The 12,817-nt window shown below is 43.9% G+C and carries 7 protein-coding genes; 2 read left to right on the forward strand and 5 right to left on the reverse strand.

Features of this window, described 5'->3' with window-relative positions; translation table 11 throughout:
* Positions 1–20 precede the first annotated feature (20 nt).
* Together QUA40_RS17090 and QUA40_RS17095 are read right to left on the reverse strand one after the other, a co-directional pair.
* Entirely contained in the window at positions 21–2,900 is a 2,880-nt protein-coding gene (locus tag QUA40_RS17090; RefSeq protein ID WP_333127852.1) for an ATP-binding protein, read from the reverse strand.
* The gene (locus QUA40_RS17095) at positions 2,897–3,982 is read right to left on the reverse strand and encodes an AAA family ATPase (RefSeq protein ID WP_333127854.1); all 1,086 of its coding nucleotides are present in this window, start codon (positions 3,980–3,982) and stop codon (positions 2,897–2,899) included. The genes QUA40_RS17090 and QUA40_RS17095 overlap by 4 nt, the downstream gene beginning before the upstream one ends.
* A 231-nt stretch (positions 3,983–4,213) precedes the next feature.
* Here QUA40_RS17095 and QUA40_RS17100 point away from each other — a divergent pair, with 231 nt between their 5' ends.
* Positions 4,214–4,561: a hypothetical protein gene (locus tag QUA40_RS17100; RefSeq protein ID WP_333127856.1), complete on the forward strand. Its 348-nt coding sequence runs from the start codon at positions 4,214–4,216 to the stop codon at positions 4,559–4,561.
* Positions 4,562–4,724: 163 nt separating this feature from the next.
* On the opposite strand, the gene QUA40_RS17105 is transcribed toward QUA40_RS17100, so the two are convergent.
* From QUA40_RS17105 to QUA40_RS17115, 3 genes are all read right to left on the reverse strand, one after another.
* Complete coding sequence (locus QUA40_RS17105) at positions 4,725–5,996, reverse strand: FAD-dependent hydroxylase (RefSeq protein ID WP_333127858.1); 1,272 nt, start codon at positions 5,994–5,996, stop codon at positions 4,725–4,727.
* 196 nt (positions 5,997–6,192) lie between these two features.
* The gene (locus tag QUA40_RS17110; RefSeq protein ID WP_333127860.1) at positions 6,193–9,699 is read right to left on the reverse strand and encodes a PAS domain S-box protein; all 3,507 of its coding nucleotides are present in this window, start codon (positions 9,697–9,699) and stop codon (positions 6,193–6,195) included.
* A gap of 637 nt (positions 9,700–10,336) precedes the next feature.
* Complete coding sequence (locus QUA40_RS17115; protein ID WP_333127862.1) at positions 10,337–11,467, reverse strand: serine/threonine-protein kinase; 1,131 nt, start codon at positions 11,465–11,467, stop codon at positions 10,337–10,339.
* Between the two features lie 732 nt (positions 11,468–12,199).
* On the opposite strand from QUA40_RS17115, the gene QUA40_RS17120 reads away from it, so the two are divergent.
* Positions 12,200–12,745, forward strand: coding sequence for a hypothetical protein (locus tag QUA40_RS17120; protein ID WP_333127864.1), 546 nt, complete (start codon positions 12,200–12,202; stop codon positions 12,743–12,745).
* Positions 12,746–12,817 lie beyond the last annotated feature (72 nt).

Genomic DNA, 12,817 nt, shown 5'->3' on the forward strand with positions numbered 1-12,817 from the left:
TCAGGACTTACGCAAGCACACTATATACATTTATCAACCCAAACGCGAAATAGTTGGACAATAATCTGCCACTTGCCATCCATTTCCAACACTACATCGTGACGTGTCAAAGAGTTAAGTGCTTGCTGTAAATTTGTCTCGTTCATGCCAGTAACTTCAGCTAGCGTGTTGATATCGAGTCCTTCTGGGTGAGGTGCGATCGCCCTTAATACCTCTTGTTGTCCGGGAGCACCCCGCGCCGCCTGACCCCAAACGCCATCGAAGTAGTAGCTTCCCCGCTGAAAGAATTCAGGGTTATTAATGACTGCCCTCACATCTTCTACTGTAAAGACCGGATCGCGAGAATTTCCCATGTCAAAAACTTGCTCATTGTAGCGGCGAACTAGCTGAAATCCCACTAGCTGAACTAAATAAGGCTGTCCAGCAGTCCAACCATAGATTGCAGATAACGCTTTTGGCGCGTAGTCAAGAAGGAAATCTTCATGGGGATTAGCAAGAATCTGGCGGGTAGCTGCACTTTCCATGAAGCTAACCTTGATATTAATAAAGCTAGCGAAGAAAGGGTGGGAGTAATCCCCAGTCATCTCGTCTAAAGTATGCAAACCAGCCAAGGCAAAAGCTATTTTAGGACTCATTTGTACCATCCCGCGCAGAACCTCCATAAAGTCACTGTCAATCTTTCCCTTCTCAATCAGTTTTTCAATCTTCTCAAACTCATCTAAAGCAATAATTAAACCCGTTTCACTCAGATTTGCCTCTACTTGTTTCAAATAGCGCTCAAAAGTACGGTAGGGAAGATTCAGTAAATCCGCATCGGCAGGAGGTGGAATTTTGACAGCATCAGAAATTTCATCGCTAATTGCCATCAGCACCTCTCCAACTCCTTGAGGACTATCTCCCACTCGCAATAGATTGACATAGGCTACTTTTACCTGTGACCCTAGGGATTCAGCCACGTTAAGCAGAATAGAAGTTTTGCCCATGCGTCGATGACCGTAGATAACCACAGACTGAAGGTGCTGACTCAATATCCACACTTCTTTGAGTTGTTTGAGTATATCCTCTCGTCCAACAAACAGGTTGCCCTCAACAGGGTCGCCAACCACGTAGGGATTACGCACTCGCTCAGTAATAGAAACGTTCCCAACCTCACTAGCTACATCTAATATCGCTTGCGACCAATCCCAGGCAATTTTTCTAACTATTTCTCGCTCTGGTTGAGGTACAGCATCAGGCTGATCCCGCAAGTTTTTTAGTTCTCCATCAGGCCGATCACGCAAGTTTTTGAGTTCTCCTAAAGCATGGCTAAGAGCGAAGGCTCTGGCAGAACGCGACGAACTATTCTGAATAATTTGAATATCCCCTATAATTTCATACAAACTACCGATCGCTTTCCAAGTATGCTCGCGCAGCCAAGGTTTTTTAGGACTTCTATATATCGAGAGTGCAGCAATATCATTCAACTTTCTAGCCTTCTGATAGATAGACATAATTAAACTTATCCTCCACATTTCGTCTCCATAAGGTAAAGAACGCACCTCATCAAATGCTGTCCAGGCATCGTATAGATACTGCTCATGCAAACGTAAAAAACCACGGGCAACAGCGCGAGCATTAGGCTCAAACTTAATAAATTTTGTATCTATAGAACCTGAAATCAAACGCACCAATTCCCATTTCTCATCAGGCGGACTTATTAAATGTGCTATACGATTGACAACTTGCTCTGGTTCTTCAGCAAGCACCTGGTTTAAAGCTTGAATTACAGGAATGAACTGGAGAGTATGAGTATAAATTTCATAAGCATTATGTATTCCTGTCTCCCAATCTTGTCGCAGCCATTCTTTTAATTGCTCTGTGAGATAGGGAGTAGGCAGGACAGTTACACGAGGAAACAGCAAATCTCGATGATTTCTATAGGACTTACGCATTTCAAAGACATAATCAGATGGCAATTCTTGAGACAGGGGAAGATGGGGAGATGAAGAAATCAGAAAATCTGAAGATGCAGAATATCGCGAACCAAACTCATTACATAAAATCTTTGGGCTGCTGTTTTCTTTAACTCTTGGAGTAACTTCTATTTTAAATAATGTTTGGGTTAGAGGTAATGTAAAAAACCAGTTATCTGGGCGCAGCAATCCTATACATGAACCCATCACACAAGTAACAAAGAAAACTACCCTAATTAACAGGCTTTTTATACCTGTAAAAAAATCTGTTTTCTCTAAATCTAGTGGTAGAGAAATACAAAGTGTGAATGACATAAATAACACGCCACCAATAACGAACATAATAGCTAATTCGTCCACACCTAAAATGGCTAGTGTCGAAATACCTCCTACACCCAACCATATACCTGCTAAGATACTTAAAATTAAGATAACTCCCAGGTTAGTAGATTCTTCTTTGATAGCACTCACAGTAAAATTTGCTAAATTAAAGTTTAAGCAACCAATAATAATTATAGTTAGATATTTTGCTGTTTTTGACTTGAACTTTGATAAAAATTTATCTTTTTCAATTAATGTCACAGCCAAGGCCATGCCACACCCCCAAATAGTAAAGAAAAACCCTACTGATATATGTACCGCATCTACTGAAAAATCAATCAATTTAAGAATTACACTCCAAGTTAATAGTGTAATAAATATGACTACCATTACTTGTAAAAGTAACCCGGTTATTATGGAATTAGGCAATAATCCTGAATCTTTTTTATAATTCTTGTGGCGCTCTGAAATAGATATTCTATTGTAGATATACCACCGCAAGGCTTGGGGAAAGAAAAACACCCAGTATAATAACCGCAAGTAATCGATGGGCTTTGATAATGAAAGAGAGCCCTTGAATTTAGGAGCTAAGTCTAAACGGGGAACGTCGGTGTTGCGATCGCTCATTTTACATCCTCCACATATCGCGCATAATTTTGATAGCACAACTGCATCAGTCGTCGTGGATGACCGCCACTTAATTGTAGTAGCTCGCTGATTTCCTCTTCAGTAAAACCCACCGAAGTCCTAGCAAGACGAGCTTGAATAAAGTCACGGGCTGTTGGTTCACCCCAAGGCTTAATGTTTTCTGGCTGACAAATAGTTTCAAGTGGAGATGACGAGATATCCTGACCGTCATTAAAGAGTGTCTTGAGGGGTGCGCTAGCAGCTACAATCAGTTTCAAAGGTGCCTTTTGCCCCTCAGCTAAACTCCGCAAAATATCTCTAACTTCGCGGGTAAAACCTTCTCTAGTCATCTTTTCAATATTATCTATAGCCAGCAGCACTCTATGATTTTTCAAATTACGATAGAGCATATTTCCATAGCTTTTAGGGATGCCAACTTCTTCACACAAAGCTGTGTAGAAGTCATCGTTATCTCGAACTCGATTGAGGTCTAAGTAAATTGGATTCCGTGGCGAGAATAGGAGATTTTTAGCCTGTTGGCAAATAGCCCATAGCAGAGAAGACTTCCCGATACCTTCTTCTCCTATTAAAACTACGCTGTCATTGCTGTTAAGAACCTCGAATACTCGCCTCATTTCCCCCTCTCTGCCGAAAAACAGTTGCGGGTCGTCAACTTTACCAGTCTGAGGAATAAAAGGGTTATCAGAAATAACAGGGGTGCTATCGCCTGTACAGAATGCACTGCTTTGACTTAACGGCCAGTTTAAATACTGCGGTTTCAGCCAAGCTAGAAATGCGGTATCTTTCACCGCACTACTTCTGTCGTTACAACCCGAAAAACCTTCCCGATTTTCTTTTGGACAGAAACGCTGATTGTATATCGTCCACATTTGCCGCCGAACATTCTCAGGGTCGCTGGGGATGTCATTATTTTCTTCTGCGATCGCTCCATCTGCAACATCTTTATTGCTCTTGACCGTGTTTTCATCGGGAAACTTAGCCAGAAGAATAGCTGTCTCTTTCCGACTCAAGCCATAAACAGTAACTATCTCTAATCTTAAAAAGCTTTGCCATAAGTTCACAGTCCCAGTCACCTCAACCCCTCTCAGAACTTGGTGTCTCTATTGTTGACTTTATCATAACTAGCGCGCAACTTGAAAATTTTTCCGCTTTTTTGAACAATCGGAAAAATTTTTCCGATTATTTTTATGATACCGGAAATAATTTTCTGGGACTTTTTTGAAAGTAGCTTATAAGCTGTTATTTAGTGGTAAACCTTCCACCGCAAACTTTGAAAAAGCCAGTAGATAGATATGACACAACTAATTGAGTACATCCAGACAGCTAAAGAATTTGCTGATGCTTATGGCATAGCACATCTAGATCGCCTGCTGGCATTAGCTGAAACTGTCCCCGATTCTCCCAAAACTCAATCATCGACTTTTAAAGTTATGTCTAATACAATTTTGGAGGAAGTGGAAATGGCTGGATTTCATCTTAACCCTTGGCTAAAGACTTTGATTCTAAGTAACAATGTTGAAGTAGTTCGAGATGCGATCGCTGTAGTTGAGGAAAATCGCCGCCGGGGAATAGTGCGGAACGGCGAAGGGCTGTTAGTACAAGCTATCCGCAACCAATGGAAACCCCATATTTCCGCTTAAATCGTTGAATATTACTCTCAATTACTGCTCAAGGAAAGAAGAAAGCTTGACACTTGGGGGCGATCGCTATAAAGATTTGTGCGACAAAAAAACGGCTATTGATTTTGAACCGCAGATGTGGGCGGATGTACGCGGATGGACGCAGATGAAAAGCCGGTTTCTTCTAATTTTGCGCTAATTCCGGCGGCCGCCCCATCAAGCCTGTCATCAGCCGCAAGGCTAAAAACCTCACTGGCGGAATAGTTCGCAAACACCACAATCCAAAGCGGCGAAATGCTACAATTGGCAGCCAAGTATTAGAAAATAATCTGTCTAGAAAATCGGTAAATCCTAACACGATTAAATTCTCTTTTTTCCGCCAGTTGTGATACCGTTTCAATACTCGCAAATCGCCGATGTCTTCGCCTTTTTGGTGCGCTTGCTGCAAGATTTGGGCGATCGCCCCTGCGTCTCGAATGCCCATATTTAATCCCTGTCCGCCGACGGGATGGCAGCAGTGGGCCGCATCCCCAATTAGCGCTAATCTGGGCAAAACGTAGCGATCGCTCTGCATTAACTGCACGGGAAACAAAAAGCGATCGCTCTCCAATTCCAAACGCCCCAAAAGCCCGCCCGTGCGCTGTTCCAACAAAGTTAAAAACTCTTTTTCATCCATTTGTTGCAAAGCTTTCGCTTCCGCGTGGGGTGCTGTCCAAACTACTTGACAGCGGTTCCCAGGTAATGGTAAGACTCCCATCGGGCCACTCGGCCAAAAGCGCTCAAAAGCGATATCATTGTGCGCTTTTTCTGCTTTAATAGTGATAGCAACGCAGGATTGCCAGTATTTCCAGCCGCGAGTGCTGATGTTGGCTTCGGTGCGGATGCGCGATCGCGAACCGTCGGCGGCGACTAATAATTTGGTGCGAATTGTGCGAGTTGCGCCGTTTTGTTTGACTTCTATTTCGGCGCAATCGGTTAAATATTTTACCTCGACTACTTCCGCCGGACAAACCCAACTAAAATTCGGGTTTTTTGCCAAAGATTCTTGCAAAGCTGACAGCATGACTCCGTGCTCGCCAACGTAACCTAAAGCTGCTTTTGGTACGGGCAATTTGCCAGTATTTCCCAAATCCGGGCGGTGGAATTCGACGACGCCGGGATAGTCGCCGTCGCAGAGGCTAATTTGCTCGAAGGTGGTAATTTGCGGCAAGATTTGCTGCCACACGCCGATACCTTCTAAGATCATTCCTGATAGCAGGGTGATTGCATAGGCTTGTTTTTTGGCTGCGGCGGCTGCGGGGAGTTGGGTTTCAATTATTGCTATTTTCAATCCAGAATCTTTTAAAGCGCTGGCTAAGGTGGCCCCGACTATGCCGCCGCCGACGATGGCTATGTCAAAGTCGAGTGTCTGTGTTTCGTTGGAGGCTGTTGTTGGAGAAAGTTGGTTTACAGGCATTTTCAAGGGATTTTGTCAAAATTAATTGGATTGTTACTTTGTTATTGTAAAGAATTATTTCGATTTAGGGCGATCGAGCAACGGAGACGGGAGATGGGGAGACGTTGAGAAATTTATGATTCATGACAACCATCAACTGCCAACTCCCCACTATCAACTGCCAACAGTCAACAGTCAACTGTCAACTGTCAACAGTCTAATGACTCATGACAATTTCTTTGGTGTTTTCGGTAGGCAGCGCTGATACTTCCTGGCAAATGGGAATCTCGATGACAAACTCTGCGCCTTCCCCGGGCACGGAAACACACTGCACTTTGCCTCGGTGTTTTTCAACTATAATCTGATAGCTGATAGATAGTCCCAAGCCAGTGCCTTTGCCGACGGGTTTAGTAGTATAAAATGGGTCGAACAACTTGTGAATAACTTCTTGATTGATTCCCATCCCGTTGTCGGAAATCCGAATTGTTACAGTGTCTGAATTCGCACTGGTGCTAATCCTAATTGTGTTGGGGCGAAAAGATGTTTCCTTTGAAGAATGATTGCTGTTGTACTCTTCGAGGGCGTCGATCGCATTTCCTAAAAGATTCATAAATACTTGATTTAGCTGGCCTACATAGCACTCGACTTTTGGAAAAGTCCCGTATTCTTTGATAATCTCAATAGCGGGACGAAGTACATTAGCTTTGATCCGGTGCTGCAAAATTAGCAAAGTGCTTTCGATTCCTTCGTGAATGTCTACTCGCTTCATCTGCGATTCGTCGAGTCTGGAAAAGTTGCGTAAGGATACAACTAAGTCGCGGATGCGATCGGCTCCTACTTTCATTGATTCCAAAATTTTGGTAAAGTCTTCCATTAAGTAATCAACTTCAATATCTTCGGCTGCTTCTACAATTTCCGGGACGGGAGTGGGGTATTTTTCCTGGTAAAGGTGGAGCAAACCAAGCAAGTCTGTGGCGTATTCGGTGGCGTGGGTGATGTTGCCGTAGATGAAGTTAATCGGATTGTTAATTTCGTGGGCGACGCCGGCGACTAGCTGCCCGAGAGAAGAGATTTTTTCGGTTTGGATGAGTTGAGTTTGAGTTTGGTGCAACTCGTGGACAGCTTTTTCGAGTTCGGCTGCTTGCGATCGATACTGTCCCTCTGACTGCTTGAGTGCTTCCAAAACTTGGACTCGATCGCTAATGTCGGTGTGAGTTCCCACCCATTCGCGAATGCTGCCGTCTGCTGCTAAAACTGGAACTCCGCGCACCCAGAAGTGTCTGTAGCTGCCGTCTGCAGCCCGCAAACGGTGCTCGACTTGGAAGAGACTTTTTGCTTCGACTGCGCGCATCCAAGCTTGGGCAGTGATCGGGCGATCGTCTGGGTGAATTGCCGAAGTCCAGTTTTCTGTAGCTTCCTCAAAACTTTGACCTGTATATGCCATCCAGTCGATCGGCGCGATCGGCTTTCCCTGGCCGTCTGTCGTCCATACCAGTTGTGCGGTGGCCATTGCGAGCGATCGGTATCTTTCCTCGCTCAGACGCACAAATTCATCGGCTTCTCGGCTGGCTGTCACGTCGCGCAAAATTGCTGTGAATATGATTTCGCCTGCAACTTCGAGTTTGGAAATAGAAGCTTCGGCGGGAAATTGCGTACCGTCTCGGCGGCGGGCGAAAATTTCTTTGCGGTTGCCCATTTGTCGGGCTTGTTTAACGCCGCCGCCGAAATTGCTGACGAGGAGACTGTGAGAGGTGGCAAAAGCTTCGGGCAACAGCAGGCTCAGGGATTGCCCGATCGCCTCAGCAGCCGTCCACCCGAAAATCTTTTCTGCACCTTGGTTGAACAAGATAATTTTTTGATCGGCATCCACCGAAATAATCGCGTCGTCGGCAATTTCTACAATGCCGGCGAAACGAGCTTGAGACAGTTGCAGCGCTTGTTCAGCTTGTTTGCGATCGCTGATGTCGCGGGCGATCGTCGAAATGTAGGTGAGTTTGTCATCCGGTGAGGAGTGGGAGATGATGACTTGGCTGACGGGAATTTCGAGTCCCGATGCTGAAACGAAGGCTGTTTCTCCACTCCAAAAGCCTTCGGAAACAGCGGTGGCGATCGCTTCATTCAATGTGCTGCGGGCTGAAGCTGCCGTGAATTCTGGAACTTGTATGTTTGATATATCTTCGTTTTCGTCTATACCCACCATTTTTCTGCCTGCTTTGTTGATATAAACGGCGCGTCCTTCGAGGTCGCAGATACCTACAAAATCCGGCGTTGCTTCTAGAATTGCTGCCAGATTGCTTTTGGCGACTTCGGCTTCTTTGCTCTCAGTAATATCCCGCGCGATGGTAACTATACCGCTAATATTTCCTAGTCCGTCCCGGTAAGCACTTTTTGTAGAAAGAAATGTCCTCAAATTTCCTTTGACTGGCAGGTCTTCTTCGATCGCTTGCGTTGTTCCAGTTGTCATGATTGGGCGATCAGTTTTTCTAATTTTGTCGGCAATTTGCGGGTCAAATAACTCGCTGTCATCTCTGCCGATAATGTCGTCTACAGACTTGCCAATTATACTGGCTCCCGCAGCATTGAGCATGAGGTAACAGCCCTCAATATCTTTGACAAATAGGGCTGCTGGCATACTATTGATGACTGCAAACAACAGGTTGTAGTTTTTTTGAAGTGCCTGTTTGGTTGTTTGAGTGTCGAAAATTTGCTCCTGCAATTGCTCATTGGCGAGTTGCAGTTGAATAGTCCGTTTCTCAACTTGAGTTTCTAAGTCTGATTTAGCTTTCCTAAGTCCCAGTTCCGCTCGATAGCGCTTCCGGTCTGCGCTGCAAAGAGTTTTGGCATTCTGCCAAATCAGAATTGTAAAAATAATCACGTTCAATACGCTTAACAGCGATATCCCTACCTCCGGCGTGTAAGCTTGTAACCGCTCTCCATATAGGATGAAATAACCGACTAAAGGCGGGATAATGATTGCCCGTGGTAACAAGCGCCTCGCCATGATCCCACCCGCGCGATCGCTCGTCATTACTGCTATCAATCCTCGCTCTGGACTGGCAAATAAAATGCCAACGCTCAGCAACATAAATCCTGCGGAAGTGTGCAAAGCCATTCCTGTATTATTGCCAATTTGGTAAAATAAAGCTTTGTCGTAGAAATAGCCTATCACACCCATAAATGCAATTAAAAATGCACAACAGCTTAAGATTTGAATCCGCAGGTATTTAGGCCGACGTTTTGAAAGCAGCAGGAGGGCTGTTCCCAACAATAAAAAAGCACCAGCAGTATTCGGCGCCATGCGTCCGGGTGTTCCGGTGATTCTCAAGGTGTAACTTTCTTTAAATAGCAGTTGGTCGATGCCTAAGTCTAAATTAAAGCTATATTGAACTAGGGTTAATAGGCTAATTAATAAAATTAAAAAGGAGGGTACTAAAATTAAATTTTTGTATTTCTTTTGAGACTTCCTTGCTGTTGATTTGGCGCGCCGGATCTGTTGGATGAATAGAGAAAACCCGCCCAAAATAAAGCAGACAGCAGTATTGGCTTTCATCGTCACGAGTCCGGGCAGAATGCTTTTTAACATTTGCAGATCGAATATCCAACCCAAAATGACTGTACAGCCGATCGCCATTACTGCAATACTCGCTTTTTTGGAAAAAGACTCGACAGCAGCCATTCGGGTTGAGGGCGTTTGCAGTTGTTGTGCTCGTTCAAAAACTTCCAATTTCTCGATCCCTCAAATTATTTGGGTTTCTACGTATCCAAGGTAACAATAAACACTGTATGTATATTGTCGCCCGCTATACAAAGCTCCTTAAGATTTTCTTAAGACTGCAAATCATAAAATATGAATTATTTTATCTAACTTTAGATAGATAGTCAACTGAAGATTGAAAGCTCTTATGTAGAAGGGATTCGGCAGAATTCAGTATTTTTTTGATTGTAAGTTAATTCCTTGTTCCTTGTTCCGTGTCCCTTCGCTCTCGGAAATTGGCGCCCGATTCATCGGCAAGACAGAGTGTTTTTACTCAGTACCTCGAGGGATAATGGTAGCGGATGAATCACTCTGCAACAAGATCACTCGCATTGTAAATCGGCTGCTGTGGCTGTGGGAAATGCGATCGGCAAAAAAGTTACGCTCAACAGTTCTTTAAAAGACTTGAGATTATACACTAAATCGCTTATTTTTTTACTTAAAAACTCTTACTACAATCCTCTATCTTATACCAATTATTAAAAGTAGCAGAGCCCGGTAAGGACACAGCATTGCCGTGTCCCTACAGACGCTCGCATACAATCGTGTTGAGTTTTGTTCATCAACTAATGACAACAGTCAACTGACAACTGACAACAGTCAACAGTCAACTAACTCCTAAGTTTTGAAGTGCTTCCAAAGCTTCGGTTGCTGACGGGTAACGCTGGGGGAAAGCGTACAGCACCATCTGGTCTAAAACGCGAGCAAACTCCGGGGTGACACTTGCATTTTTCTGCCAGATGAGATTGCCTAAATTATCAACTCTGAGTTGTTTGGGGCGCATTCCTGTCAAGGCTTGAATCCCGATGAGCCCGACAGCATAGATGTCGCTGCACAATTTCGGTGAACCGATGGCTTGTTCGGGGGGAATATAATCTTGCTGAGTACCGCCGCACGATTTCGTTTGACCGATGCTGTTTTGTGAAGTGTTGATTTCTTTAACGGCCCCAAAGTCAATTAATACAATCTTGCCATCTGATGTCCGCCGGATTAAGTTTTGAGGGTGAACGTCGCGGTGAATTACATCTTGTTTGTGAACAAAAACAAGCACTTCCAAGATATCTTTCAACAAAGCGATAACCTGATGTTCTTCCCAAGGTTGACCTTCGATTAGTTCTTGATACAGGGGTTGCCCTTCGATGAATTGATAGACTAAATAAAAATATCCATCTTCTTCAAAGCGAGCTAACAATTCTGGTATCCTATCGTGTTGACCCAATCGATATAAAACCCGCGTTTCTCGATCGAATAGGTGGCAGGTTCTCTCAGACAGGCTTTTCAGGCGCTTGACGAGACATAAAGGTCGATCGGGCAAATTTTCATCTTCAGCCAGATAGGTATCGCTGTACTCGGTGCTGACCAAATGTTCTCTGATTCGGTAACGCATCCGCAGCAGCTTTTGCAACATCGGATCGAGAGAATTAGCTGGTTTTGTGCCTTTTTGTACAGATCTCATGATGCAGTCCCAAAGATTTGCTCCGACGACTCTTTCTTCTTGTCCAATAATTTCTGCTTGCTTCAGTACCTTGGTGAGGTCTTTCCACAAGTTGTAGCCGACATACCGCCCCAGGTAGCCCACTGTGTACCCGCGGGCGATCGGATCGTTTTGCTGAATTTCTTGGTACGTCAAACCCCCTACAACGCCTCGAATTATCGACTGTTGCAACCGACTCAGGTGTTTTTCCGTTTGTTCGTATACCAGATTGTCCAAAAACAATATTGCTTCTTCTACTGTCATAGCTTCATTTGTTAAGTTATTTGTACACGCTCTGCACATTTTTTTTTCTAAGGATCGCGAATTAAATAACTTACAATTTTAATTGTTATGGTGGGATGGGCGTCCCGCCCGTCCTTCTTTGACGGGCGGGACGCCCATCCCACAAACTTGTGGAAGTTATTTAATTCTCATTCCTAAGATAGCAACTTGCCAGGGATGAGGTACAGCTTTCCACTCACCAATTACCCAGTACCCATTGCGTTGCGATCGGGCAACAAAAAAACCCTATATTTGTGTTATACATGATTTAACTTAACTTTAATATCTTGTCTCGTTCTCGAAATATATTTTTACAAATATGACTTTTATGATTTTAAGTTATGATTTTTATGAATTGACTTTCTAAGAAGTTTGGGTTATTATAAAAAATCCAAGTTTGAATCAGGGAGTATATCTACGATGCTTTTAAAAATAGATCGCTTATAACCGCCCCCTTAATTGGGAACAATACATTTGAAAGTGTTACTTTGTCGATCGCCAATCCAACGCCATGAATTCCAACGCTATCTGAGGCTTTGTGGAAGATATAACGCCGACTCAACTTCCCAGCTGCAGGATATTCGTTCAGAAATTTTTATCATTTTTCATAGGTTTGTAGTGAGGGCGCAGAGTCTTCTTCAAGGGAGATTAAGGACTAAAGTTATTACTAGAAACCACGTCACATTTCGGGCAAATTACAATTTTTTTTAACTTATGTTAAACATCTACACGAATCCTACCGATCGCCTTTTTTTCAGTCAACAGCCACACGATCTCGCCACATCAGCCTTTCCGGTTAACAACCCCTTGCTCAAGGGAGCGATCGATCCATTCAATGTTTCTAGTTATAGTGCTGAATCTAGCTTTCCTAAGCTCCCAGCATTCAGCCTCGACCAACAGACACAAACTACGGATTTTATTGTACCTAATGCGATCGCTGGCTTCAGTTACTCTGTGAGCGATGCCCAACTCAAACCGCAGTCACAGTCAGCGAGCGCAAACACAGATCCGCTAACAGGAACGATATCTGCTTCCCAGTTGAATTTCGCCGATCCAGGTAACTCTCTTTTGACAGCTCGTAATGTTGTTGGCGTTCAGAACGGTAGCGTCAGCTTAACTGATTTTGTGGGTATAGGCGATCTCGACGATTTCTACCGATTCGAGATCAACACTAATAGCAATTTTAGCCTGCGTCTCGACGGTTTGACGGCGGATGCTGACGTAGACATAATTCAAGATAGAAACCGCAACGGTGTATAGCAATCCTAAATGATTTTCTATATCTAGAGCAATCCTAAATGATTTTCTCTGTGTAAGTATATTGACGTATTT

This window comes from Microcoleus sp. Pol11C3 (assembly GCF_036701485.1).
Taxonomy (GTDB): domain Bacteria; phylum Cyanobacteriota; class Cyanobacteriia; order Cyanobacteriales; family Microcoleaceae; genus Microcoleus.

Coding starts and splice junctions, on each gene's coding strand:
- QUA40_RS17090 (WP_333127852.1), bottom strand. CDS start 2,900: ATGAGCGATCGCAACACCGACGTTCCCCGTTTAGACTTAGCTCCTAAA.
- QUA40_RS17100 (WP_333127856.1), top strand. CDS start 4,214: ATGACACAACTAATTGAGTACATCCAGACAGCTAAAGAATTTGCTGAT.
- QUA40_RS17105 (WP_333127858.1), bottom strand. CDS start 5,996: ATGCCTGTAAACCAACTTTCTCCAACAACAGCCTCCAACGAAACACAG.
- QUA40_RS17115 (WP_333127862.1), bottom strand. CDS start 11,467: ATGACAGTAGAAGAAGCAATATTGTTTTTGGACAATCTGGTATACGAA.
- QUA40_RS17120 (WP_333127864.1), top strand. CDS start 12,200: ATGTTAAACATCTACACGAATCCTACCGATCGCCTTTTTTTCAGTCAA.